Consider the following 26,984-nt stretch of genomic DNA (forward strand, 5'->3'; position numbering starts at 1 on the left):
ATAAACAATGCTGTAACATAAAGTGAATTCTGCCTCGTGTCCATAGGGTCACACAAGAGGGAAATAGGAATTTCGAGTTCCTTACCAACGGATAAGGCGCTCATGGAATGGAAGGATATATTAAACTACAGGTAAAATTTTCCTACCAGATAGACTATTAGAGCATTATAATAATTAAAATAATGATTGAATCGGCGCCAATGCTTAAAGACATTGAGAGGTGAAATGTTGTCGATGAAGAGACAGAGGTATTACAATGAAATTTCAGAGAGACTGGAGATACTATCCAATAGAATTAAAACTAATGGTAAATTAAATGTTTTGGACTTAAACATTCATGCCGAAACATTTTATAGGGATTTGTTAAATTGTATCTATGGGTACAAACTGGAATCTGGGAATGTATCAAGTGCAAATATGGAAGCTATCGACTTAATCGATACTGAGAATAAACTAGTTATTCAAGTTTCTTCAACCGCCACTAAACAAAAAATAGAAAATACATTGAATAAAGAAAAAACTTCCGAATATGCTGCTGAGAATTATAAAATTAAGTTTCTTTTCATTGCGGATGAGGCAAAGAATTTACGAAGTAACAAGTATTCCAATCCGCATAATATTTCTTTTTCACCTCAAGAGGATATTATAGATAAAATAAGCTTATTAACCACAATTTCCCAGTTAGCTATAGGATCGTATATTCTAGTACATGATTTATTTATTATGGAATTTGGAGGAGCACCAAATCCAAGTAAAATCACTACCAATTTAGCAACAATTGTGAACTTACTAGCAGAAGAAGACTTAGACGAGGGTGGAACCTCTACTAATCTTAACCTGTATAACATTGATGAAAAAATAGTTTATAATGAATTGGGTGTCATAAAAGAAACAACTATAAATGAATACATGCCCTACTACTCCAAATTGGATAGGTTATACAAAGAGTTTGAGCATGAAGGAAAGAATAAAAGAGTGTCAGTATTAAGAAAATTAACATCCTTTTATGAGAAAGAACTTTGTAATAATAATATTAGCAACGTTGAAAAATTTTTTAATGTTGTAAGTAACGTTGAAGAATACATATTCAACAGTAATAACTTGAATGACATCGAGGAAGATGTGGTTGAAATGTGTGTAAAGATCATTACAGTGGACGCTTTTATTAGATGTAAAATTTTCAAAAATCCTAAGGGGTATAATCATGTTGCTTCCTAACGATATAAAACCTGAATCAACTATTTTCTATTATGCATCTTTAGTTTTAAAAGAAATTCAAAGTAGTGAAGAAAGTCAAATAGTGATGATATTTCAGTCTTTAAAAGAACAATATGATATCTCACTAAAAGTATTTTCATATTGTTTAGATTGGTTATATCTCATTGAAGCAGTAAAAGTAGATGAGGAAGGACAAATTTATATATGTACTTAAAAGAACTAATAATATCCTCCTATTCTGAGATAATCCGAAAGATAGAGTTTCACATCGGCACAAATCTAATAGTAGATGAGACAATTGGGAAAAGCAATGTTGAGACCTGGTAATAATGTTGGAAAAACAACTGTGCTTGCATTGATAGACTATTGTTTAGGTGGAGATGCAGAACAAATCTATATTGACCCAGAAACAAAAAAAGAAATAGAGTATGTGAAAAATTACTTGGTCGACAAAGAGGTTTTAATTACCTTGATTTTAAAAGAAGATCTTTCGGATGAATCGTCAAATGAGATTGTGATAAAACGTAATTTTCTGCAGAGAAACAAAAAAATCATGTCTATTAACGGTGAAAATCTGCCCAAAGATAGGGGAGGGATTTCGAAAGAAGGCTCGATCAGTTATTAATCGGGGACAGAGAAGTTCTGAAACCTTCTCTCCGTCAGTTAATAGCGCATTATATTAGGTATCAGAACAATAAAATAAATAATACTTTAAGAGTCTTGAATACATTTACAACAAATATTGAGTATGAAACTTTGCATTTGTTTATGTTTGGTCTACCTGTTTCAGATAGGTCTCACTTAAATACAAAACTAAAAGGTGAGCAAGAGTATAAAAAACGATTAGAAAAGCAGCATTCCAAAAATGAACTAGAATTACAATTAGATATTGTAAAAAATAATATCATTATCTTAGAAAAAAGAAAAAATAATTTGAATATAAATGAAAATTACAAGCAAGAATTAGAAGAACTAAATGATCTCAAGTATAGAGTGAGTATTGTTAGTTCAAGAATAAGCGAGTTGAGTCTACGAGAACAACTTTTAATTGAAACAGAAACTGAATTAAAATCAGATATGTCTGAAATAAATCTACCGGAATTACGAGAAATATATAAAACAGCGAAGAAGAATATTAGTAACATACAAACCACTTTTGAACAACTTGTTGAATATCATAACAAAATGATATTAGAAAAGATAAGATTTATAACTCAGGATATTCCTAAAATACGTTCTTCGATAGAAGAACATAAGAGAACTCTTGGAGACTTTTTGGATAAAGAGAAACGGTTGTCTATAAAAATTTCAGCTAGTGATACTTTTCAAGACCTGGAGAATATTATAAGTGATCTAACAAAATCTTATCAGCGAATTGGGGAATTAGAAAGTGGAATTGAACAACTGAATTCTGTAGAAAAAAATATAAAAAGTTTAAGTGAAGAAATTGAAGTCTTGGATGGAGATAGGTTCTCTGAAGAGTTTCAAGAAAGATTAAAGAGTAAATTGAAAGGATTTAATGGGATTTTTGCTGATGTTTCCAATGAATTATACGGTGAACAATATGGTCTATCGTTTACGATCAAAGAAGATAAGAAGACCAAGCAAAACTATTATCATTTTGAGAGTTTTAATGCGAATACAAGCTCGGGGAAGAAACAAGGGGAAATAATTTGTTTTGACATTGCTTACATCTTATTCGCCAGAAAACAAGACTTACCTTTTTTGAATTTTATTCTTAATGATAAGAAAGAGTTAATGCATGGAAATCAACTAAAGAAGGTAAGTAAGTATGCAAATGATAAAAAGATCCAGCTAGTGTTCTCAATTTTGAAGGATAAATTGCCGAGTGAAATAAATAACAATGAACATATTGTTCTTCGTCTCTCTGATCAAGACAAGTTGTTTAAAATAGAAAGAAGCAAATGATCTATCTGGCTGAATGTCTGGCTGTAAATCATCATCGAAGTTAGAGTCATTAGAGTTTTTTGTAAACGAAAGTATCCGGTAGGTACGGTTAGACAACCAAACGGAGCCATCTTAAAAAAACCGACCACATGTGATCGGTTTTTTGTTTTTATTGTAAATTGTAAACGATTTGTAGACAACTCGTCTACGACTGTTATAACTGCACATGTTTTCTTGATAGGTTGTCATGAACTGTATGCGGGAACATAGGCTGTCACCCTCTACCGTTTTATTCAAAATCATTCAGCGAACAGCTTCTACCACTCATTATGAGTTGGCACATGTTGTTTGGACAAACGAGTGCCTATGGAAAGATGGACGTATTACCGGATATACTACAGCATAAGATTTAGACAATGCACTTGGCTACATATGAAAAGGATCAATAATTCTAGATCATTACTTGAGCACATGAATCTTAGCGTTTTTACGCAAGCTCTTCTTGTGCACATGCAACACTTCGTTTAGCTTTATCAAGAGCGGAGTATACCGAGTATCTTCCTCACTTAATTGGACAAACCACAGTACCAACATCTTCTCGGTATCTCTTCCATCCTTTCCATCGCCCTTATGGTAATCTTCACTCGTCATACCCTTGTAACCAATGAACTTACTTGGGCCGAACATATCAAGTTCTGAGATGTAATACCAATGCTTGAATTGGCTAAGCTGCTCGGTCACATCCTTACCCGCTTCCAAATCATCATTGAACTGCTTTACGTTCTCCACTACTTCTGCATATTCATTCACCAAATCTGTCACTATAATTCCCCCAATTAGCTATTAACTTAACTGATTAAGAAATTCAACATGCAACCCATTATTCCTTTATTGCTTCACACAGGTATGCCCTGACGGTGTACCTGTTTTTTTATTTTCAATTTTCACAAGACGAGAAGGAAATTATCAATTCAATTTTAAGTTAAAGCTATCCAGCAGTATTGTCAGGAACATGGATACATCATCGTTAGTGAATACATTGTGAAAGAAAACTCAGTCAAGGCCGATGACCGCTAATAAATCCTAGAAGATGGTTACCGTAGCCAAGCACAGCAATCGGCCCTTCGAACAGAAGGGAACCAGCAGTATATTTGCTAGAAGTTGTCGAGAAACCAGTCGCGTCTCAGCAGAAGCTCTTAAGATCAGCCAAGATAGTCGTTATACAATTCGGAGTTCATGATCCAACCTTCGGCACGTGATAATGGAGAGCGGAAAATTCTCAAAGAAAGTCAAGTGAATATCTGCATAGTTAGTTCTCCTCTATGTGAAAGACTAAACAAACTAACAATATGGTAATAACTCATATATCTCATCAACAATGTATAAAGTTCTCTGCATCTTAATTCATTAACTCAACGTGTGATTCATTTGAAACAGATGTTGAGAAGGTTAGGGATACAAAGCTTTCAAATTGCCAAGAAATTTACTGATTAAAAGCTCAGTAAAACCAGTTAAAGCAACAGAGCAAAATTTGCCCAATTGTTCAGGATATTTCACTAATAAAAATAACACAGCAAGAAGAAGTATTATTTTCATAAGATCAGTTCGAATCGCCATTTAGTTCACCTCCCACTTAGTTTGTTGTCTAAATAAAACAATGTTGTTTTAATGAGACAAATCTATCATGAAGGTAAGTGGTTGTCAAATAAAAACATCAGTTGACTTGTTATGACAACGACTTTATCATTATTAATGAGGTGGTAACCATGTTGTCTTATAGTGAACTACTTAAAAAGTACATTGAGAATTCAGAATTATCATTAAGTCAGATTGAAGTGAAATTGCGTGAAAAAGGGCTATCCACAAATAAGGCTTACATTAGTAAACTACAGAATGGTAAGCTACCTCCAGCTGGAGACGAAATTAACAAGGCATTAGCGGAAGTATTAGGAGGCGATGAAGAAGAACTTATCCTGGTCTCTTATGCAGAAAAGGCACCTATTCTTAAAGAAATAATTGATAAGTTATTTGACTCTTTTAAGATAATGCTTCTTAGTAATAAAGAGTTATTTATTGCGATAACGGGGCAAATGTATAATATTGAGGACCAATTAAATGAAAATTATGGGAATATAATAGAATATGTAATGACGACAATGAGCTTTAAAGATAAAATTGAAATGATAAATTCTCTTTCTGATAATCTGAAAGGAGGGGGATTTGTGGAGGCTACTCAATTTCAGGATGGGTACTAAAAATTGATCCAAGTAGTCTCTTTAGTGAGGAAGAAGATCAGAAAAGATATCGTGAATTATATAGCGATACTAAAAGTGAAATATTATCTGATCTGACTTCTGACGAAAACCAATTCTTAACAAAACAACTTGAGTTATTTAGAAGTTTGAAACTAAGTACTTCAAAATAGAATAGAAAAAGAGTGCCTACCCTCGAAACAAAGAAGACACTATTTGGATCAGATTCTACTTATAGAAATCAGCTGGGGCTAAATCGTGATGGTTGAATGATACTCCGCTCCGTTCGTTATAATAATGGATAAACTCGGATACAGTCTCGAAGTCCTCGCCACAAGAGGAAAAATCATAATAATCAATCATCTTAAAGAATCCCATGGGATTGGCGGTGTACCTGTTTATGTTCATTTCCGAAAGCTTTTACAAGCAAATTAAAAGGTATGAGAGGCGAATTGAGCGATATTATTCGAGTGGAAAACCGACTTTATAGGTGACTGTATCAAAAACGAGTAACGTATAGGTATTTTAAACAACTATGTGATATAACAAGGGAAATGTCACAGTGTTATGCAAAATGTCAAGAAGACAAAAGATGGAGTGAGTACTGAGCTTCAGGACATTTCAATTTTCAAGAGTTGTTGAAAAATCGAGGAAGAGGAGCAATGATGAAAAAATATAATAAAAGATTAGCAGTCATTGTAATGATCCATGCTCCAAATGTCCATGCTAGGTAATTTCTCACTGATACCGTAGCGGATGTAGCAAGTACAGGTCCGACTGTTATCGCACTAAGATCATTCAGGGCATCGGCGATAACCAATTGCTCCGAATAAGGACGCAACACCAGAGGTAATAACGCTGATCCTGCGTTTATTAAGGTTAGATCCTAAGATCAAAGCTTTGTTGGATAATGTGTAATAATTTTAAGCAGCCAGTCGTTGATATCCTATCGGCGACTGGCTATTTAGGTTAGCCTTGGTTGTACTATTAAAGTGAATAAGAATGTTGAGGAAATGTATTGACCCTCACGTATCGTGATAGTGTAGTTTAATACTTAGATATAAGGTACGAGGAAAGGAGAATTGGAATGAGAACAGTAAAACAAGTTTCTTTGTTGACAGGCGTCAGTGTACGAGCTCTTCAATTTTATGATGAAATTGGCCTGTTGAGGCCAACAAGAGTTAATGACGCTGGGTACAGGTTATATGATGATGACTTGCTGGAAAAGTTGCAACAAATCTTATTTTTTAAAGAGCTGGATTTTACCCTGAGTGAGATTAAAGCATTTATGGACAATCCACAGTTTGATAAGAAAAGTGTATTTGAAAAGCAGAGAGGGCTAATTCAGATGAAGTGTGATAGATTAAATGCTCTGTTGGGCCTTCTAGATAAGTTAATAAAAGGAGAGAAATGTATGGATTTCAAAGATTTTGATATGAGTGATTATTTCCGCGTCATGGCCAATTTCAAGAGAACACACACGGATGAAATAATTAAGCAGCTTGGGAGTATAGAGGATTTTGATAGTATTTTCCTTAAAATGAATGATAATGAGGCTGAGATTACTAAAATGGCCATTAAGGAATATGGTAGTGTCGAAAACTATACAAAGGCGATGGAAAAGAATTTCGAAAAATTCTTATCGGGAAAATTACTCCCTCCCAAATCTGAAGTTGATGATCTTATTGAAAAGGGAGAGTCCATTACTAAAAGACTTACTGCTGATTTAAGCAAAGATATTGCTTCCTCCGATATTCAAGGGATCGTAAGTGAAATGGTATCCTTTACCGATGATGTGAATAGGGGGATTGATGTGGGGGATAGCTATTGGCCTTTTATGGTTGAAACTTATTTGTCCAATCCAGTATTTACAGAAGCTACAGACAAGAAATATGGTCAAGGAGCAGCTCGATTTATTGGCTTGGCTTTGAAAGAGTATCTAGATAATCATCACCTCTAAGTGATATAAAGAACCTAGTATAACGTCTTCTGGTTCTAAAACTGATAACAAAGACCCTCCCCTTGCTGACGTGCACCCTTTAGAATAGACATTGGAAAAACCCCCTGGGTAAACCGATGAATTCTGGGGGTGTATTTTTGTGTCAAACAAAGGGAAAAAGTTTAAATCATATTCTGAAGAAACCAAAATAGAAGCGATTCGATTACATGTTGAGGAGAAATGGACCTATCGACAGATAACCGAGCATCTTGAAATTCAAGATAAAGACAGAGTGAAAAGGTGGATGAGGAAATACCGTGAGCAAGGGGAGTTTGGTCTGCTGGATCAACGAGGAAGACGCAAAGAATATGTGGATCAGAATCGGTATGTTCAACAATTAGAACGGGAGAATCTTATGCTAAAAAAGTGTTTGAAAATCTGGATGCGGGAGGTACGAAAGAGAAGTTTTCTATAATCAAAGAATTAGCCGATGGATCAAATGTTTATGCACTATGTAAGTTATTGAAAGTCTCAAGAAGTGGATATTATGCCTATCTGAAGCGAGGAGAAACAGATCGGGATGAGTCTTGCAAAGCCTTGATCCAAGCCGTATATGATCGATATGAAGGCAAGTACGGATACCGGCAGATCCAATTATTTCTGCTCCAAGACCATCAGGTGTGGTGGAATCACAAGAAAGTATTGCGTCTTATGCAAGCCTTGGAATTACAAGCTAAAATACGTCGTAAGCGGCGTTATAACTATTCCTCCTCTGTTGGTGGACGCTTTGCAGATAACCTCTTGAGTCGTAATTTCAAGGCGGATGAGCCCAATCAAAAATGGGTAACAGATGTGACCCAATTCCGAGTTTTGGACACCTGGGTTTACCTTTCGGCAATCAAAGACTTGTTTAATAACGAAATTGTAGCCTACCATATGAGTTTGCGAAATGATAACGAGCTGGTCTTACAGACATTCAGAAATGCCTTTGAAAAGACTAAGGACGTGTCTGGATTGATCGTTCACAGCGACCAAGGGTTCCAGTACACGTCCTATGCTTACCACGACATGCTGCCACAGGTTGGCGCCCAAATCAGCATGTCTCGCAGAGGCAATTGTTATGACAATGCCTCGATGGAGAGCTTCTTCTCACATCTAAAGACGGAAGGACTCTATCCCTATGATATCCGAACTTTGGATGAGGTACAAAGGAGAATTGAGACATATATCCAGTTTTATAACCATAATCGACCACAAAGAAAACTAAACAAGCTGACGCCAGTACAGTACCGACGCCAGCTCGTGGCCTAAGGGCTTTTTCAATGTCTACAAAATAGGGGCTTGACCATGCTCACTTGGAGCAAAAGGAGGGTCTTCTAATTTCACATGCTATTGACTATCATACTTGACCGTTATAGCTTACAGGTTAAGCCCCAGGTCAAGCACGATGTTCAGCATCCGTATGATGATTGCTGCCGACTGAATCGGCGACGGCAAATTCGCACCAGAACCGTTCACGATACCTGCTTGGCTAAGCTGATTGATATATTCAGCAGCCCAGTTACCGTTGATATCGGAGAACTTCGTTCCGTTAGCTGCGCTCATATTCAGAAGACGAGCTAAGATGGCAGCCATTTCGGCGCGAGTAATCTTTTGATCCGGCTTGAAGTTGTCATCACCTGTACCGTTCAGGATACCTGCACGATGCAATACTCTAATGTTAGCATCCGCTGACCATCCGTGTCGGAGAAGGAACCATCCGATCCTGTCGTGTCAAGACCTAGCGCACGAACGATCATCGTAGCGAATTCTGCGCGTGTTACATAGTGCAGATTTGTTATAATAGAGGTATCTGAGTTATTACTAAGGTATGTACTCCAAATAATATAGTATAACACGAGCTAACATATGGATGATTATATAGCGAAACTCCTGTCCGTTTTCTGTAGACAGAATATAGACAAGAGCCATAATGCATCTTAAATCAAAATGGAATGAAGGAATATAAAATAACATAAGAGGTCCCACAAAGCCTTACAGAACAACGCTTTGTGGGATGAGATAGGATCAAACGAAATCCGGAGAAACATGCAGGACCAGAGTTCGACTCCCCTCGCCTCCGTTTGAAAGACCCGCTGATAATGCGGGTCTTTACTGATTTGTGGACTAATTGTGGACAAAATGTAGACAACATAAATTTTGTGAGGGTTAAAGTACCATTATTGTTTTTTAATTATTTATTGGACGATACAAGATAATTGTAAAGTTATTTCAGTTTGTCACATGACAATATGGTGACAGGAGTAACTATTATTTAAAGTGGATTATTTCTATAATTAATTGATTATTCAAAGATACAGCCATAAAATACAGGGCTTAGAGCCTAACGAGAAGGAAATTATTAGCTTGATCAAAGTACTGAAACTGAAGAAAATGATAGCTTGATTATTAGGGTGATGATATTTCTGATGAGTTCAGGGATTTCTTCGTTTGCAGAGTCTAATGAAAGTAGAGGCGCGATTGAGGAAAGTGCTTCTTTAATAATAAATTGATGAAATTTTTGGAAAACGAATACGCACTACACAGGCATCCTCGATGCTCCAAACAATTCAAAATCTTGGCTTAGTCGATTCTAATGGTCAATTTTAATTCATCCCATCTACTTAGATGGCAAGGGCTATACATTAGATGAAACATAGATTTAACCCAATTAGTCGAAATTGACGGTGAACATATCAGTCTGGAAACGCTAAAAAAATTAGAGTTTGATTATGTGAAATTTGGAGGAATTAATAGTGGGAAAATTATTATTACTAACGAGAAAGCGGCTATACACGAAGAGTTTTCTATTACTTGTTATTATTGCGTATGGGTTCAGTTTTTTTTCGGGTGAGACTTATGCGGCAAATCCTGTAAGTGTATCTCTGACAGGGAATGCGGTCACGATTGCTTATGGACAAAGCGTGACATTGAGTTCAACGGTTACAGATACTTCGGATAGCAGCAATTCCCCTGTGGGTTCTGTTACGTTTGTCGATAATGGTACTACGATTCAAACGTCTCAGCCGTTGATTGAGCAAACACCTGAGATTATTGTATTAGCTTCGCCACCAGGCATTATTCCAAGTGGATACAAACAAGCGTGCATGATTGATGGCAGAGATTCTAATCCGGTTGGGTCTCCAACCTGTCCAGTTTTGAAATGGGGAGAGTATACGTTCTGGGGATACAGCGATTCAAATAATATGGATAATTTCAATATTGTGCAATACGATAAGGAAAGCGTTATCGTCAACCAAGATATCTTCGAGTTAGGCGTTCGATACTTGTATAAAATCGAGCTGGACAACACGAACCATACGGTTTCCTTTGTTGGGCAATCGGAAAAGAGGATAACAGTAAACTTAAACTCGCTGAAAGTAGCCAGCGGTATCGCTTCAATAACGACTCCTCCACTATCGGTTGGCGTTCATGAGTTTAAGGCAGAATTTAATTCAAGCGATGGCAACCATAATAATAATGTGTCATCGATATTTACGGTAAATGTCTCCAAAATAACGCTTCCGCTTTCATTGACGAGCAGCATTACATCGTCGGTTTATGGGGAGAGGGTGTCATTTACAGCAGAAGTCCCTTCTGTAAGTGGCCTTGTTCCTAGCGGGGATGTCGTTTTTTACGATGGGAACGTAGAGTTAGGCACCGTAACGTTAGGGCATAGCAGCGTAACCTCGGCTGTCTATGAGACGGCAAGTCTTACGGCAGGCGTTCATACTATTACTGCGAGCTACAGCGGTGATAGTAACTATAAGTCTGCCACGAAGAGCACGCTACAAATTGTGAATAAAATAGGGTCTCAAATCAATATGAAGGTCTTACAATCTACTGTGGTGGGGGACTCAGTTTCGGTCGATGTACAAGTCGGTACGCTCGGCAATATCATCCCTACGGGTACTGTTGATATCATCATCGATGATCAGACGGTCACTTCGTCCGTGCTTGAGGGGAATGGTAGTGTTCGTTTGAATATACCGCAGCTTTCTGTTGGATCGCACAAGATTCAGGCAGCCTATCGAGGCACTGATAATATCGAGAGTATCGTGTCGCCGGCACAGGTATTGAACGTGCTGAATAATACTGCAGACTTGAGCGGAATTGCTCTGTCTAGCGGCAATCTATTTCCTGTATTTTCGACCAGTATAACCTCTTACAGTGCTAATGTTGCTAATCATGTATCCAGCATAGCCGTAACACCTAGCGCTTATGACAGCAATGCCACGATGAAAGTGAACGGAGCACAGGTTTCTAATGGCGAAGCAAGCAAAGCCATCAATTTAGAAGTAGGCAGCAACACCATCACCATCGTAGTGACGTCGCAGGACGGAACACTGAAGACATATTCAATACTAGTGACACGCGAACAAGGTTCATCCAGTAGCGGCGGCGGTTCATCATCGACGCCCTCAAGCGATACAGTTACCTCGACAGACGGTACACTAAAGCTTCCCGTCGGTAAAACGGGTCAGGTTAGCTTGAACGATGCAGTCAAGATCTCGATTCCTGCTAATGCTACAGACAAAGAGCTGATATTAACGATTGAGAAATTGACGGACTCGTTAAATCTGATTACGAAAAACGATATTTTGGCTAGCCCGATATTCGAAATTCTGAAGAACTTCTCGGAGAATTTCAGCAAAGAGATTACGATGGCCTTTACCTTCGATCCGAATAGCTTGAAGGGCGATCAAGAGCCTTGCGTATTCTACTATGACGAATCGAAACAGGTTTGGGTGAAAGTCGGCGGCGAGGTAAACGGCAATACCATCACCGTCAAAGTTAATCACTTCACGAAGTTCGCGGTACTCGGTGTAGAGAAAGATTCAGATTCCACATCAAACACGAAGCAGCCGACAAGCTTCAGTGATATCTCCGGACACTGGGTGGAGAATAACATCAAGCAAGCGGTTAACGCCGGTATCGTCAGTGGCTATCAGGACGACACGTTCAAGCCAGATCGTACCGTAACGCGAGCGGAATTTGCGGTCATGCTGATGAATACCCTCAACCCGCAAGGGGATGAAGTGGCCCTGACGTTCACCGATAAGTCGAAGATCGGCGCCTGGGCACAGAAATCGGTTATGCAGGCGGTGTATGCAGGCATCATTACAGGCTATGAGGACAGCACGTTCCGTCCGAATGCCGAAATTACACGCACGGAAATGGCAGCGATGATCGCCAAAGCTTTGGCTCAGTCGATAGAAGAGAAGACAGCAACGGGCTTCGCGGATGACAAGTACATTCCGGACTGGGCGAAAGGCGCAGTGACGGCCATGAAAAAGCTGGGTATTATCGAAGGTAAAGGCACGAACCAATTTGCTCCGAACGATAAAACGACAAGAGCAGAAGCGGTAACCGTACTGCTGAGAATGCTGGCGCAAAAGAGCATGTAAAGCGAACCTTTCAGTTCACGACATTTATCGAGAAGCTTTGGTCCGCCTTAACCGATTACCGATTCTCGACAACAATTTCGATGGACAGTCGGTTTCACGATTTCAGATCGAGGTTGGAAACATGGATTACGGTCTAGAGATTGGCGAACATCCTCATCATCAAGCTCCGGAGAATTATGGTTTTGCACAGCCACGGTTCGCCTCCATATGTTAAATCCACAAAAATGAAAAGGAGCTTTGCCACTGAAGTGGCAGGCTCCTTTTCATTTTTGTGCCTGAGCCCCAATTGCTAGATACAATTAGGTGCAGTTTTTCTAGTCAAGTTTAGTACAGATTGATCCCCGCTTACAATGCAAAACAGATCTATGACCCCTCTACTCTTTTTTAATTATATATTGAACGATACATGATAATTGTGAAATTATTGTAGTTTGTCACATGACAATATGATGACAGGAGTAACTTTTATTTAAAATGGATTACTTTTATAATGAATTGATTATTCAAAAGATACAGCCAGTAAATATAGGTTCTAGAGTCTAACGAGGTCTCGACAAGAAGCTGTATCGCTTCAATAACTACTCCTCCATTAGTGGATTTTGGGGAAAAGAGAGGTTGAGTATAAAATGAAAGAGAAACAAATGAAGAAACGAGTATTTGTGGCGGTGATGAGCTTTTTGTTGGTTGCCCTCCCTATACTCCAGCTAGCTGCGGGTGGGAATTTAGCATTTGCGGCAGCTGGAACGTGGACGGACATTACCGGATCTGAAAGCTTTGGTTATCCTTTCAGTGTAGCAATAGACAGTGATGGCAATGTGTATGTGACGGATTATGGCATTGCTCAAGTAAAAAAACTGTCAATGGCCGGTTGGATGGACATTACCGGATCTGGATCCGGATTCAATGCAACCGTTGGCGTAGCAGTAGGCAGTAGCGGCGATGTAAACAGTAGCGTCGATGTATATGTGACGGATAACTCAGGAAAAAAAGTGTATAAACTGTCGGACGGCAGTTGGACGGACATTACGGGTTCGGAGGCTTTTCAAATCCTATTGGTGTAGCGGCAGATAGCAAAGGCAATGTGTATGTGACGGATACGGATTCCGTCTCGATCAACAGAGTAAAAAAACTGTCGAACGGCAGTTGGACGGACATCACTGGATCGGAAGTCCTTTCTTCTCCTTTTGGCATAGCAGCAGACAATGACGGTAATGTGTATGTGACGAATTACAACAGTCACACAATCAAAAAACTGTCGAACGGCAGTTGGACGGACATCACCGGATCAGAGAGATTTTCAAATCCTGTTGGAGTAGCAGTAGACAGTGCCGGCAATGTGTATGTGGCGGATTCCGGCCATAACAAAATAAAGAAATTGTCTAAAGGCAGTTGGACGGACATCACCGGATCGGAAAGCTTTTCAAATCCGCGGGGGGTAGCCGTTGACAGTAGCGGCAATGTGTATGTGGCGGAATCCAGCGGTAGGAAAATCAAAAAGCTATCTGCAGTAGTTAATAGCGTGAGCGTTAGCCCAAGCAGCCCGAGCGTCGTGCAAGGAGGCAGCCAGCAGCTTACGGCAACCGTGAATGCGAGCGAAGGTGCAGCAACAACGGTCACATGGTCCAGCAGCGACGCAACTAACAAAGTTGCGGTGGATAGTACGGGGAAGGTTACCGTAGCGCCGGATGCAGCGATGCGGGATTACACGATCACGGCCACGTCAACGGCGGATAGCAGCAAAACAGGTACAGCCACGATAACCGTCACGGCAGCACTTACCTTTACGATAGCTGCAATAACGAATCCAACGTTGGCAACACTTACTCAAGGTTATCGATCAGGTACACAAGAGACCAAAATCATCGATGTAACAAATACCGGAACTGGTAATTTAACTAATCTAACGGTAGAGGCAAGCGGTAAGAATGCCGACGATTTTGCGATCACGCAACCCAGCGCAACATTAAACAGCGGGGCGCCTGCAACAAGCTTTAAGGTCACGGCGAATGATGGCTTGCCCGCAGGCACGTACACAGCAATAATCACGGTATCGGCAGACAACATGATACCTGTTACGTTGACCGTAACGCAAACAGTGAACTTGCCGGATGCTCCTGCCAATCCACAAAATCTTTCGGCCGCTGGGGGCGATCGTCAGGTAACGTTAAGTTGGGATACGGTAACGGGAGCGACGTATTACAATATTTATATGGCGACGGCATCAGGTCAATTTAGTGACGATTCAGTTTCCACCGTGGCTTCCACGACCTACAATGTACATAATCTGACAAATGGCACTGCTTATTACTTCATTGTGAAAGCAGGCAACTTGGGGGGCTGAGCGCGGAATCGAATCAAGCGAGCGCGATTCCTTCAACGCTTCCGACAGCAAGCAGCAATGCAGACTTGAGCGGAATTGCCCTGTCGAGCGGGGGATAAGCCCTGACTTCGCATCAGGGACAACAGCTTACGTTTCGAGTGTGGCCAATGGTGTGTCGAGCCTTACGGTAACGGCGAGCGTATTCGATAGCAACGCTACGATGATGGTGAACGGAATTTCAACAGCAAGCGGTCAAGCGAGTGAAGCTATCAGTCTGAATGTAGGAAATAACCCCATCTCCATCGTAGTAAAAGCGCAGAATGGCGCAACGAAGACCTATTTGATTACAGTGAATCGCGCAACGGCATCATCTAGCGGCAGAAGTGGCAGTTCAACAGCATCAACCAATACCATAGTTACCTCTACGGATGGTACATTAACGCTTCCAGCGGGAAGAACAGGCGAGGTTAGTTTGGGAGATGAAGTCACGATCTCGATTCCGGCAAATGCTACGAACAGAGAACTGATAATAACGATAGAAAAAGTGCTGGATACTCAAAAGCTTCTAACGGGTAAAAATGCACTAGCCAGCTCAATCTTCGAGATTCTGAAAAACTTCTCGGAAAATTTCAACAATCCGGTAACGCTGACCTTTGCTTTCGATCCGGCAAGCATGAATGGTAACCAAAAGCCATCTGTATTCTACTATGATGAAGTGAAGGAGTCATGGGTAGAAGTCGGCGGTGGCAAAGTAAATGGAAATCACATCAGCATAGAGTCCAATCACTTTACGAAATATGCGGTATTCGCAGTAGACCTAACGGCAGAAGAGCCAACAAAGAACCCTTCAACCGATACGGAAACGACGGTGAAATTCAGCGATATATCTGGACACTGGGCCGAGAAGAACATTAAGCAAGCTGTAAGCAGCGGGATCGTCACGGGTTATTCAGACAGTACGTTTATGCCTGATAAAACCGTGACGCGTGCGGAATTTGCAGTTATGCTGATGAATACGTTGAAACCGCAAGGAGCAGGAACGGCACTGACCTTCACAGATTCGGCAAAGATCGGAAGCTGGGCACAGAAAGCAGTCGCGCAAGCGGTACAGGCAGGTATTATTAAAGGCTATGAGGATAGTACATTCCGTCCAGATGAAGTAATTACACGCGCAGAGATGGCAGCGATGCTCGCGAACGCTTTGGGTCAGTCTACCGCGGCCAATACGGCAACAGGCTTCGCAGATGACAAAGACATTCCAGCTTGGGCGAAAGCTAGCGTTACTTACGTGAAACAGGCAGGCGTCATGCAAGGGAAAGGAAATAACCAATTCGCTCCTCAAGGCCATGCAACAAGAGCAGAGGCCATAACGGCCCTGTTGAACATGTTGGCGCAAAAGAGCAAGTAAAGTATAAATGATCCTATAACATCAGAAATGATAATTTTCACCAACCAACGCAGCCCCGTATCAAGTCGGGGCTGCGTTGGTTCATTACAATCCTTTTTCGGCCTTCAGATCAATCCAATTCGTTGTAAAGGGGCATTGAGATGAAGGTCGTTATTATCGATGATGAAAAGACGATGCATTTCATTATGTAACGAATGCTTGCCAAGGTTGGGGATGTCGAACTTGTGGGGAAGGTTCATAGAGAAAGGCCACAATCTCCTATTTGGTGAATCTGATGTAGGCCCCGAACTGAGAAAGCAGTTGTCGCAGAGATTCCTCTGTGATGGCTGCTTTTCTTGTGCGCCTGGTATGGGCGGTAGCTAGGTGGTGAAAGTCCACTACAGGCTTGGCAGTAGGAACTGTTAGCTGAAGGCAAGGGTGTCGGTCGCGAGGTCGAATCTGAAGGAAGCCGGAGGCAAACCCTCGATCTGACGAACAGAAATCACATAGAAGGCATGATGAGACGGACGAGCTTGCAAGACAAAGCAAAGTCCAACACTGCCCGAATCTCATCATGTAGATGTGGCAGATGGATGAGAGGAAGGTTATCGCTCTTACCCGGGGAGGTCTCACAGAAGTTGAGTAGGGAAAAAAATCCGAAAGAAGGAGTAAAGTTTGCTGTGAGAAGTCAGCAGACGCCATAGTACGCGATCCACACTGGGCAAAAAATTGAGATTACTTACGATGTAGCCGGAAATCGTACTGAGTCCGCCGAATTGTGGTTTTGAACAACCACGGATCGCCTCCATAAGTAGTACCAGTGACGGACACCATTTTGGTGTCCGTTTTTGCTTGCTCGGACTCGAAGGGGGGGTAAACTGCTCTGGCTCTAGGGCTTCGGGCTACTCTGACGTTGAATACGACATATTTCTGATGATGTACATGGCGGTACCTCTGTACAAACCGTATTGTCATTAACGAAAATACATGTATCGTGTAAAATGCAAAAAGCCCAACTCTGCTAACGAAGCGGAGAAGGGTTTTAATTGAGTGTAGTCAGTTCTGGCTTAAGGCTTACTTTAGTAGAGGATCTTTACTGCTATTATTTAATTGGTACAATTCACACAGTTTGAGCTTACAACAAAAGCTCTAGGTCCAAGCCCAGAAGAAGCCATCACGGTCCCAGGCTACTCTTCCTTTATGGAGTTTCTTGTATAATTTTTTCACTTCTTTATCGATGGATGTATGTCCTAGCTCATTTACATATAAGTATTGAATACCATAATGGTCCTTTATATGAGTAACGACATCCTCTTGTCGTAGTATTCCCTTGTCCATTACCTCACTTAGCATCCATTGTGCAATTTCCTCAGATTTTTCCTGCATCGTTTCACTTCCTACGATTAAATTAATTTTGTTCACTAGCTTATCATATTTTACCCGATGTGTCAGATGACTTCTTAATAGGAGAGGGAATAGTTATCTGTACTTATCCATGCTAATGCTTCGCGGGATTGTCTTGGAGACGATGTCCTTACCGTATACAGCAGATGGAAGCTATCAGGCAGAAGCCGGGGCTTGCCGAGTATGGATTGGTTCGAATGCAAGAGATGTCCAAGTGGTGATTTTGAGTTGATGAACTGAAGGTCTGCTAATTATTAAAGTTATATATTAATATTCGTCCCTCAATACAACAAAGACCCTCCCCTTGCTTACTCTGAGCAAAGGGAGGTCTTATAATTTTAGATGCTATTTACTATCATATTTGACCGTATAGCTTACAAGTCAAGCCCCAGGTCAAGCACGATGTTCAGCATCCGCATGATTATTGCTGCCGACTGATAACGGGAAGCGGTGGCGTCTGGTGCGAACTTACCTTCGCCGACACCGTTCACGATACCTGCTTGGCTAAGCTGGTTGATATATTCAGCAGCCCAGTTACCGTCGATATCGGAGAACTTCGTTCCGTTAGCTGCACTCATATTCAGAAGACGAGCTAGGATTGCAGCTATTTCGGCGCGAGTAATCTCTTGATCCGGCTTGAAGTTGCCATTACCCGTACCGTTCACGATACCGGCACGATGCAATGCTCTAATGTTAGCATCCGCCCAGTGACCATCCGTGTCGGAGAAGGAACCATCCACTCCTGTCGTGTCAAGACCTAGCGCACGAACAATCATCGTAGCGAATTCTGCACGTGTTACATTTTTAGAACCATGGAATGTACCATCAGACTCGCCTTTGATTAGGCCAAGCTGCGAAGCAAGCTTTACTGCCTTAGCAGCCCAGTGCGTAGCTAGTACGTCAGGGAAGTTAATTGGCTCGTTCGCTTGCAACGCTTGCAGTAGAGCAGCCTTTAATTGCTCTGCGTCAACAAGTTTACTATTCAACAATGGCTTCTCCGGAGTTGGTGTCTGCTCTGTAGAGCCAGAGTCCGTTTCCGAATCGGAGTCCGGTGTAGAGCCAGAATTCGCTCCAGAACCGGAGCTCGTCGTAGAACCAGGGCCCGGCTGTGTCGTATCCGTGCTTGTATAGCGCGTCACTAAGATCGTCAGATCAGCAGTGTTCCCCGCACTGAATTCGAAGGTCAGGACATCATTGTTTGACAATGTCGCCAAGTAGCTCTTCTTGATAGTAACAACTTGTGTACCGTTCGCCGAAGCAGCAGCTACGCTGTAGTCTTTGCCTTCGACAAGTAAAACACTGCCCTTCCTTATTGCGCTGAGCGTGTTGCTATTCAAAGTTATGTTCACCGTAGCGTCAGCTTGTGAATTCGTGTAGAACGTTACTGTTGATGGAAAAATTGTGGAAATTGGTGCATCTAAACCTATAACCGCCCAGAATGCCGCCTTTGGCCTATAGCTGTTGTCGAACAGTAAAGGCATTCCCGAACCGCGCCAGCTTTGTACATCGGCCTTGCCCCAGAATGTAACACGGTCGATATTGTCGGCATATTTCTTGTAAATTTCGAACAATGTGCCATATTCTTTCGCTTGTTCAGCCAACTTCGCTTTGTCAAGGTGATAGTTGTTGTTGGCCGAGTAAGGAATGTCAAGCTCAGAAACGCTGATTCTAGCTCCAGTTTCAACGAATCTCTGGATAGCAGTCTCCACTTCTTGAGCGTTCACATCTGGCTTGCTACCAATCCAGAAGTGAGATTGCATTCCAATGCCTTCAATCAACTTACGTTCATCATAACGAGAATCTAGCTCCCATTGTGCGTTAAGGTCTTCAACCATTAGCGCAATTTCCTTGTACTTATAAGTCTCGTTGTAGTCGTTGTAATACAACGTAGCTTCGCTGCCAATTTGTTTTTGTGCTAAGTGTGCAAACACGAATGCATCGTACATATAATCCGCGCCGCTTTCGCCCGTGCTCGCGTCCGCGTCTTTGGCATAAGCTACATACCAAGGTGAACTTGTACGTAAGCCTGTTCTCCAATCATTATCAACGAAATTTGCTGTGTTGTCGTCAAAGGCTTCGTTTACAACGTCCCAAGAAATAAGGTTAGGGCTATCGAAATGCGTGATTACGTTGGTAATAAAAGTTTCCATGTTCGCCTTGGCGGCTGCACGAGTGCCAGAAGTCCCAGTATTAATGAAAGCTGGAGTCTGTGAATGCCACACAAGCGTATGCCCGTGAATGGACTGGTTATTATCCTCAGCCCACTGAACAATTTGATCAGAACCAGCAAAGTTATACTTGCTTGGATCCGACAAATCGTTTGCCGAAGAAATGTTCTTCAATAGATTTTCAGGCTTCATCGAATTTTCAGCGGTTACAGCGTTATACTGCTTGTCGTACATTGCAGTAAGTGTTGCGTCAGTAGTTTGCCCTGGCTCCATGATGTTGCCGACTATAAAGTATTTACTGTAAGCGTCTTTCAGCGATGGTAGAGTAAGATCCCACTTCGCCTCTGGCCATTCATAATCATCGGGCACAAATTCAGAAGATGAGCTACTCCAATTTACCAGAGCTTTGCCACTATCATCAGTGATTTTAATGCTGTTCAGCAAAAAGTCATTACTGCCTGCTGTGCCACGAATACCAATGTTACCAATAAGCCCTTGAGCAGGTTCGTCGCCGCTCATGGTGAAGTCGATAGCATAGTCAATCGCCTGAGCCTTTACAACACCTGCACCAGTGTATGAAGCTGGAAGTCCGTTAGCTGTTACACCAACTTCATATGTGCGTTTAGGATCCGCTGTGACAACTGCTGCATCTCCTGCAGTATAACCGCCATTTTCATTGCCAGTAATCCAACGGATACGATATCCAGTTGTACCTGTGGATGTAGCGTTGAATGTAAGGTGATATTTCGTGTCCTTAACAGGTGTGAAAGCTACTGCGTCGCCAGTAGAGAAAGGCCATACAGAACTATCAGTGCCCAAAATAATGTTAGCGCCTGACCAGCTGTCGCCGTTTGATGTTAATGAAACATGAACACCAGGAACATTTGGCAATGGTTTATGAGGCATTGCTATTCCGCCTTTAACTTTAACAACAAGTGTATCAATTACAAATCGGGACAAACCAGGGTCGGCTTGTATTCTAAGTCCAGATGTTTCGCCTGTGCCTGCAGCCGCCGTTCCGCTATAACTTAATATGAATGTGCGGGCTGCATCAACTGATTTTAAAGTTGCGTAGGAAGGGCCCGCACCACCTAAAACGATTTGTGCGTCGCTAGGAATAGTAACACCATCAGGAATATGCCCTGTCATTTCAACAGTGTAGTCAGCCTCGGCCTTTAAGCCAATTGCGGGTGCTTTAATATCAACGCCATCATAGTTAAGCGTTCTGTTGGAAAGGTTAAGTGACACCATGCCATTAGTATCTGACTCAGCGTCGATTGTTAGGTTGCCTGCACGTGCTAAATAGGTATTTCCACCTTGAGAAACTAAGTCGGCGAGCCCGGTGTCCTGTTGCAAGTCGAGGCAACAACAACTTCATCCGAAGGTGTTGTTGGGGTAGTTGGGGTAGTTCCTGTGGATGTGATAATAATGCTGTCGATAACGAACTTATCAATAGCGCTTTTGGTATCCTGAATCCTTATGTTAGTTGATTTATCCACATAACCACTAAGTGTTGCATAGTCAAAGATATAATCCAATGTAAACGAATCACCTGCTACAGCACCATCCGTAGTCTTCAAATAGTTATAGCCATCATTAGACTTGCCAAGTAACATTTGGTCGCCATCGGGAATGGTTGCATCTGCTGGTATATGGCCTTTTACTTGAAGATGAAATGTTGCGCCGCCAACTGCCTTTATTGGTGCGGTCAGAACATCCACGCCGTTCCAGTTTGCTGTTCTTCCAGAAATTTCGATTGTTTTTACTCCGGCATTGTCTGTTACATTAAATGTAATATCGCCAGATTTTTGCAAGTTGTCTGTAGAATCAAATGCGCCAGCAACAAGCTTGGCATCGTTTTGCATGTCATACAATACTGGAGTTGGTGTTGCTCCTGTGGATGTGATAATAATGCTATCGATAACGAACTTATCAATAGCGCTTTTGGTATCTTGAATCCTTATGTTAGTTGATTTATCCACATAACCACTAAGTGTTGCATAGTCAAAGATATAATCCAATGTAAACGAATTACCTGCTACAGCACCATCCGTAGTCTTCAAATAGTTATAGCCATCATTAGACTTGCCAAGTAACATTTGGTCGCCATCGGGAATGGTTGCATCTGCTGGTATATGACCTTTTACTTGAAGATGAAATGTTGCGCCGCCAACTGCCTTTATTGGTGCGGTCAAAACATCCACGCCGTTCCAGTTTGCTGTTCTTCCAGAAATTTCGATTGATTTTACTCCGGCATTGTCTGTTACATTAAATGTAACATCGCCAGATTTTTGCAAGTTGTCTGTAGAATCAAATGCGCCAGCAACAAGCTTGGCATCGTTTTGCATATCATAAATAACATTCGAGTCGCTTGCATCCACCGCACTTGCCTTTTGCGCAATCCCAATCTGCGGCAAAATCAATGCAACCGCAAGCACTAACATCAAAATCTGCTTAAACCGCTTGTTCATCGTATTACTTCACCTCCAAAAATAATAAATAGCCTCTCGGCATTCACCGAGGCTTGCGGCACAAGGATTTTCTTGTACCACCAAACTTACTTTCCTCACTGTCGCAGGGATTTTCTTATCAACTACATCAAAAAACACTTGGGAAATCCCGAGGTTCTCCAAAACCGTGAGAAGGGGTATAGTCCTTACTACTTGCGATTGGAGCGTGTTTCACTTGAACCAAACTTTGTTCCGCACTCAGATTGTTCGACCTGTGTGCTTGAGCATCTTTATTGATTCGACCTCCTAAAATTTTATGTAGCACAATAATGTAACCGCATACATTCGTGCTGATAATCTATGTATATCAAAAAAGTGGAGGGATAGCCTTGCAGTATATGCACAATAGATATCATGTCTACCTATACGCCTACCAGACATAAGAGAAGACCAGCAGGGCACAGAGCAGGATCAAACAAGCAGATTTCGTTCTCATGCGTTGATAATACATCCTAAAAAATATAGAATAGCAATAAAGGCGTAATCGCTTTCAGGGTCGAGGATAATCTATGTATATCAAAATAAGATATGCATGAGAGATATCATGCTAATTAGTGCAGACGGGAACTCTAGCCGAATGGATAGGATGGGGATAAACATATGAATTCCATGGATCGAATTAATAGTGCGATTGATTATGTTGAAGCCCATATCACAGAGGAAATTGACTTTCAGCAGGTCGCGAGAAGGGCGTGCTGCTCGGTATACCATTTTCAACGTATGTTTTCCTATATAACGGATATCTCGCTCTCCGAATATATTCGCCGCAGGAGGCTTACGCTGGCGGCGTTTGAGTTGAGAGAGGGTGGAGAGAAAGTAATCGACGTAGCTGCCAAGTATGGGTATCAGTCGCCTGAGGCTTTCTCGCGGGCATTCAAAAGTATGCACGGCATCATGCCCTCGATGGCACGGAACCCAGGCGCGCCGCTCAAAGCTTATCCTAGGCTCTCCTTCCACATGTTTGTGGATGGCGAAAGCGAGATTAGGTACCAGATCATGGAGAAGTCGGCTTTCGAGGTATGCGGGATTAAAGCGGATATCGATGTGGATCCGGAACGGATGCACGCCCAGATCACTAAGTTCTGGGAAGATAATATCGACAGCGGCGTCATGGGTCAATTCCACCGTGATATCGGACTGGACTATAATACTCCGTTTAACGCAGCGCTTTTTAATTATTCGCCGGGCATGTTCTCCTACATGATCTGCTACGATTCGCCAAGCGACAGCGTGCCTAACGGATACTTCGTACTACCTGTTCCGTCACTTACCTGGGCGGTGTTCTTTACCGCTAAGCATCCTGGTCATCAGACCACAAGAGTTGTTCGTCGCTTGCGCGAGCGTATTTTATTAGAGTGGTTCCCCACGTCGGGCTACACTAAAGCCGTGGGCCCAGAATTCGAGATGTTCAGTCAAGACAATGGCGTCTTTGTTGTAGAGGTATGGATTCCTATTACAAAAGCAGATACTTATCTATGAGTATATCGATTGATAAATGAAATTAAGCTCGGGCGAATTGTGGTTCTGGACGGCCACGGTTCTCCTTCACCATGCAAATCCATAACCGCACGAGGTTGTGGATTTTTTCTGTTTTTAGGGTATTACTGTAATGAGACGTGATGTCAGGAGTATTCTATCGGGATTATGCGGTGCATACTCCTATGCTATAATTGATATATAACGCAGTATCATTCGGAAAAATCACATTTCCTATATATAAATCTATTGGACAAGGGGTGCATTGACCAACCATGCACGATTATCAGACTTTCTTGCACCACAAGTTGATTATTATTGGTGCAGGCGCATCAGGACTCATGGCTGCCGTTACAGCACGGGATTTGGGTATCGATACCGCCATTCTAGAGGGTAACGACCGGATTGGGAAAAAAATCGCAATGACAGGTGACGGTCGTTGCAATATTACGAACGATTCCACTATGACAGGTACGGACGACGAAGTGGTGGCCTTATCGAGCCAGTACCATAGCAGTCAGGCTAAATTTCCGTTGCCTGTGTTGCAGCAATTCGGCATCCGTCAAACCATTGATTTTTTCAATATGCTTGGATTGCCACTTACAAAATTGAAAGAGGGCTTAATGTATCCGATGTCACTGCAGGCTGCATCCGTGTTGGATATTTTTGAGCTTGCTCTGGAGGAACGGAACGTTCCGGTATATCTTAACAACAAAGTGCTGGATGTTACCGTATCGACGGATCATCCGCGATTCAAGATTACATGCCGCAACGAGACAGAGGAGCAGCAGATTGTCTACACCAGCGAATATCTGTTTATATGTACGGGCGGCCTGACTGGCCAGAATGCGGGGACGGATGGGTCTGGGTATGCGCTTGCCCAAAACATGGGGCACGCCATGGTAGAGCCCGTGCCGGCAATAGTGCAATTAAAGGTGCAATATCCATATATGAAGGCTCTATCTGGCATCAAACTCCAGGGACGAGCCCATATCCTCGTGAATGGCGAGATCGTTCGCAGCGAAACCGGCGAAATTCACTTCGCCGATTACGGCTTTTCCGGCCCACCGATTCTTCAACTCAGCCGAATTGCCGCTGTTCATCTATCGAAAGGGGATTCCGTGACCGTATCCGTCGATTTGATGCCGAGCCGCACGAAGGAGGAAGTTATCGAATTCCTTGAGATGAACTGGGGAACATTCGCCACGCCAGGTCGCGGAATCCTTCGTCGGATTTTTACACAAGAAGCTGGTCCCTGTCCTGCTGAAAGAGGCAGGAATCGATCAAGAGCCAAACCTACTTTGCCAGGATCTCTCGTGGAAAACGAAAGGGATCTTTTATAAAATACTGAAGCGTTGGGAATTCAAAGTAATAGATACCCATAGCTTCGAGAAGGCACAAGCGACAGCCGGAGGCATCGTTACAAAAGAGATCTTCGCCGACACGTTAGAATCCAAGCTGGTGCCTGGTCTTTATTTCGCTGGCGAGGTGATGGACGTAGACGGCGAGTTCGGCGGCTACAACCTGCAATGGGCCTGGAGTTCCGGCTATGCGGCCGCGATGGCATTAGGGAAACATATTTTCAAATGAAGCCATTAGAAAAAGGAATGAATTCAACACATATGTATAAGTCGAAATCTACAATGCACCACGAGCTGTTCATTATCGGTGCAGGCGCTTCAGGTCTTATGGCCGCCGTTACCGCGCGAGACCGAGGGGTCAATGTCGCGATCATTGAAGGCAACGATCGGGTAGGCAAGAAGGTACTAACGACCGGCAACGGTCGTTGTAACATTACGAACCAATCCACGGCGAAGGGTACGGACGAAGCAGTCGCACTATCGCATAAATATCACAGCAACCAAATGGAATTCCCGCTGCCTGTACTGCAGCAATTTGGCGTCCGGCAAACCGTCGATTTCTTCAACACACTCGGCCTTCCGTTGATCGCAATTGAGAATGGCCGGATGTATCCGATGTCGTTGCAGGCTGCATCTGTATTGGAAGTTTTCCGAATTGCGCTAGAGGATCGGTACGTTCCGATACACTTCAAAACCAAAGTATTGGATGTTACCGTATCGAAGGGACATCCGCGATTCACGATTTTGTGTCAAACGGAGGCAGAGGGCGAGGTCGTGTATACTAGCGATTATCTCTTTATCTGTACGGGCGGCCTTACCGCACCAAAGACAGGAACGGATGGATCTGGTTATACGCTTGCCCAGCGACTGGGACATACATTGATCGATCCTGTACCTGGAATTGTACAATTGAAGCTGCAATATCCGAATCTAAAGGAGTTGTCCGGCGTCAAATTTGAGGGATTGGGCCATATCATCGTCAACGGCGAAGTTATCCGCAGCGAATATGGGGAAATCCTGTTTACAGACTACGGCGTCTCCGGCCCGCCGATTCTCCAGCTAAGTCGGAAGGCTGCATATCAACTCAAAATGGGAGAAACAGTAACCCTATCTCTTGATTTGATGCCAGACCGCACGGAGGAAGAAGTTGTCGATTTTCTGGATACGCATTGGGGAACGTTCGGATACCGGACTGTTGAAGCTTCCTTGATCGGCATCTTTAACAAGAAGCTGGTTCCCATTCTGTTGAAAGAGGCGGGAATCGATCAAGAGTCGAACCTCCTATGTCAGGATTTATCGTGGAAAACTAAGAAAATCTTGTGCCAACTCATAAAGCGTTGGGAATTTATCGTAACTGATACCAATGGCTTCACGAATGCACAAACGACGGCCGGTGGCATCGATACAACAGAGTTAAAAGAAGGAAAGTTAGAATCGAAGCTAGTACCTGGACTCTATTTTGCCGGCGAAGTGATGGATGTGGATGGAGATTGCGGTGGCTATAACCTGCAATGGGCCTGGAGCTCCGGCTACTCCGCCGCGATGGCACTTGCTGATCAACTTATAGGCATCATGGAAAAAGATTGATAGTTGT

General features: G+C 42.3%; 23 protein-coding genes. 17 read left to right on the forward strand and 6 right to left on the reverse strand.

What is annotated here, in order from left to right; translation table 11 throughout:
* Positions 1-234: 234 nt before the first annotated feature.
* From RE628_RS00745 to RE628_RS00760, 4 genes are all read left to right on the forward strand, one after another.
* A complete protein-coding gene (locus RE628_RS00745; protein WP_309156950.1) occupies positions 235-1,218 on the forward strand; it encodes an ABC-three component system protein in 984 nt (327 codons plus the stop codon).
* Complete coding sequence (locus tag RE628_RS00750) at positions 1,205-1,432, forward strand: ABC-three component system middle component 6 (RefSeq protein ID WP_309156951.1); 228 nt, start codon at positions 1,205-1,207, stop codon at positions 1,430-1,432. The genes RE628_RS00745 and RE628_RS00750 overlap by 14 nt, the downstream gene beginning before the upstream one ends.
* Before the next feature lie 75 nt (positions 1,433-1,507).
* On the forward strand, positions 1,508-1,843 hold the full coding sequence (locus RE628_RS00755) for a hypothetical protein (protein WP_309156952.1): 336 nt from the start codon (positions 1,508-1,510) through the stop codon (positions 1,841-1,843).
* A gap of 95 nt (positions 1,844-1,938) precedes the next feature.
* The gene (locus RE628_RS00760; RefSeq protein WP_309156953.1) at positions 1,939-3,147 is read left to right on the forward strand and encodes a DUF2326 domain-containing protein; all 1,209 of its coding nucleotides are present in this window, start codon (positions 1,939-1,941) and stop codon (positions 3,145-3,147) included.
* A gap of 438 nt (positions 3,148-3,585) precedes the next feature.
* Here the strand turns inward: RE628_RS00760 and RE628_RS00765 are convergent, their stop codons facing one another.
* Positions 3,586-3,948 carry a hypothetical protein gene (locus RE628_RS00765; RefSeq protein WP_309156954.1) on the reverse strand — a complete coding sequence of 121 codons (363 nt, stop codon included), beginning with the start codon at positions 3,946-3,948 and terminating at the stop codon, positions 3,586-3,588.
* A 627-nt stretch (positions 3,949-4,575) separates the two neighbouring features.
* A complete protein-coding gene (locus RE628_RS00770; protein WP_309156955.1) occupies positions 4,576-4,743 on the reverse strand; it encodes a hypothetical protein in 168 nt (55 codons plus the stop codon).
* Between the two features lie 149 nt (positions 4,744-4,892).
* Between RE628_RS00770 and RE628_RS00775 the strand changes: the two genes are divergently transcribed.
* From RE628_RS00775 to RE628_RS00790, 4 genes are all read left to right on the forward strand, one after another.
* On the forward strand, positions 4,893-5,381 hold the full coding sequence (locus RE628_RS00775; protein ID WP_309156956.1) for a helix-turn-helix domain-containing protein: 489 nt from the start codon (positions 4,893-4,895) through the stop codon (positions 5,379-5,381).
* A 1,084-nt stretch (positions 5,382-6,465) separates the two neighbouring features.
* Positions 6,466-7,338, forward strand: a complete 873-nt coding sequence (locus RE628_RS00780) for a MerR family transcriptional regulator (RefSeq protein WP_309156957.1) — start codon at positions 6,466-6,468, stop codon at positions 7,336-7,338.
* 139 nt (positions 7,339-7,477) lie between these two features.
* On the forward strand, positions 7,478-7,792 hold the full coding sequence (locus RE628_RS00785) for a helix-turn-helix domain-containing protein (RefSeq protein WP_309153811.1): 315 nt from the start codon (positions 7,478-7,480) through the stop codon (positions 7,790-7,792).
* Positions 7,744-8,628 carry an IS3 family transposase gene (locus RE628_RS00790; protein ID WP_309153810.1) on the forward strand — a complete coding sequence of 295 codons (885 nt, stop codon included), beginning with the start codon at positions 7,744-7,746 and terminating at the stop codon, positions 8,626-8,628. The genes RE628_RS00785 and RE628_RS00790 overlap by 49 nt, the downstream gene beginning before the upstream one ends.
* 108 nt (positions 8,629-8,736) lie before the next feature.
* Here RE628_RS00790 and RE628_RS00795 read toward each other — a convergent pair whose 3' ends face one another.
* A complete protein-coding gene (locus tag RE628_RS00795; RefSeq protein WP_309156959.1) occupies positions 8,737-9,027 on the reverse strand; it encodes an S-layer homology domain-containing protein in 291 nt (96 codons plus the stop codon).
* Between the two features lie 1,085 nt (positions 9,028-10,112).
* On the opposite strand from RE628_RS00795, the gene RE628_RS00800 reads away from it, so the two are divergent.
* From RE628_RS00800 to RE628_RS00815, 4 genes are all read left to right on the forward strand, one after another.
* The gene (locus tag RE628_RS00800) at positions 10,113-12,764 is read left to right on the forward strand and encodes an S-layer homology domain-containing protein (protein WP_309156960.1); all 2,652 of its coding nucleotides are present in this window, start codon (positions 10,113-10,115) and stop codon (positions 12,762-12,764) included.
* Between the two features lie 641 nt (positions 12,765-13,405).
* The gene (locus RE628_RS00805) at positions 13,406-13,825 is read left to right on the forward strand and encodes an NHL repeat-containing protein (RefSeq protein WP_309156961.1); all 420 of its coding nucleotides are present in this window, start codon (positions 13,406-13,408) and stop codon (positions 13,823-13,825) included.
* Positions 13,777-15,105 (forward strand): fibronectin type III domain-containing protein, encoded by a 1,329-nt coding sequence (locus RE628_RS00810; protein WP_309156962.1) that lies wholly within the window; start codon positions 13,777-13,779, stop codon positions 15,103-15,105. The genes RE628_RS00805 and RE628_RS00810 overlap by 49 nt, the downstream gene beginning before the upstream one ends.
* 94 nt (positions 15,106-15,199) lie before the next feature.
* Positions 15,200-16,492, forward strand: a complete 1,293-nt coding sequence (locus tag RE628_RS00815; RefSeq protein WP_309159320.1) for an S-layer homology domain-containing protein — start codon at positions 15,200-15,202, stop codon at positions 16,490-16,492.
* Between the two features lie 1,128 nt (positions 16,493-17,620).
* On the opposite strand, the gene RE628_RS00820 is transcribed toward RE628_RS00815, so the two are convergent.
* Positions 17,621-17,857 carry a DUF6953 family protein gene (locus RE628_RS00820; RefSeq protein WP_309156963.1) on the reverse strand — a complete coding sequence of 79 codons (237 nt, stop codon included), beginning with the start codon at positions 17,855-17,857 and terminating at the stop codon, positions 17,621-17,623.
* 109 nt (positions 17,858-17,966) lie between these two features.
* Here RE628_RS00820 and RE628_RS00825 point away from each other — a divergent pair, with 109 nt between their 5' ends.
* Positions 17,967-18,107, forward strand: a complete 141-nt coding sequence (locus RE628_RS00825) for a hypothetical protein (protein ID WP_309156964.1) — start codon at positions 17,967-17,969, stop codon at positions 18,105-18,107.
* Positions 18,108-18,249: 142 nt separating this feature from the next.
* Here the strand turns inward: RE628_RS00825 and RE628_RS00830 are convergent, their stop codons facing one another.
* Together RE628_RS00830 and RE628_RS00835 are read right to left on the reverse strand one after the other, a co-directional pair.
* On the reverse strand, positions 18,250-21,294 hold the full coding sequence (locus RE628_RS00830; RefSeq protein WP_309156965.1) for an endo-1,4-beta-xylanase: 3,045 nt from the start codon (positions 21,292-21,294) through the stop codon (positions 18,250-18,252).
* A gap of 74 nt (positions 21,295-21,368) precedes the next feature.
* Positions 21,369-22,514, reverse strand: coding sequence for a hypothetical protein (locus RE628_RS00835; protein WP_309156966.1), 1,146 nt, complete (start codon positions 22,512-22,514; stop codon positions 21,369-21,371).
* Positions 22,515-23,162: 648 nt separating this feature from the next.
* Here RE628_RS00835 and RE628_RS00840 point away from each other — a divergent pair.
* The 4 genes from RE628_RS00840 (at position 23,163) to RE628_RS00855 (ending at position 26,977) form a co-directional block, all read left to right on the forward strand.
* Positions 23,163-24,032: an AraC family transcriptional regulator gene (locus RE628_RS00840; protein ID WP_309156967.1), complete on the forward strand. Its 870-nt coding sequence runs from the start codon at positions 23,163-23,165 to the stop codon at positions 24,030-24,032.
* Positions 24,033-24,304: 272 nt separating this feature from the next.
* Positions 24,305-25,372 carry an aminoacetone oxidase family FAD-binding enzyme gene (locus tag RE628_RS00845; RefSeq protein WP_309156968.1) on the forward strand — a complete coding sequence of 356 codons (1,068 nt, stop codon included), beginning with the start codon at positions 24,305-24,307 and terminating at the stop codon, positions 25,370-25,372.
* Positions 25,278-25,619, forward strand: a complete 342-nt coding sequence (locus RE628_RS00850; protein ID WP_309159321.1) for an NAD(P)/FAD-dependent oxidoreductase — start codon at positions 25,278-25,280, stop codon at positions 25,617-25,619. The genes RE628_RS00845 and RE628_RS00850 overlap by 95 nt, the downstream gene beginning before the upstream one ends.
* Positions 25,616-26,977: a BaiN/RdsA family NAD(P)/FAD-dependent oxidoreductase gene (locus tag RE628_RS00855; protein WP_309156969.1), complete on the forward strand. Its 1,362-nt coding sequence runs from the start codon at positions 25,616-25,618 to the stop codon at positions 26,975-26,977. The genes RE628_RS00850 and RE628_RS00855 overlap by 4 nt, the downstream gene beginning before the upstream one ends.
* Positions 26,978-26,984 lie beyond the last annotated feature (7 nt).

Source organism: Paenibacillus sp. D2_2, from assembly GCF_031199965.1.
Taxonomy (GTDB): domain Bacteria; phylum Bacillota; class Bacilli; order Paenibacillales; family Paenibacillaceae; genus Fontibacillus.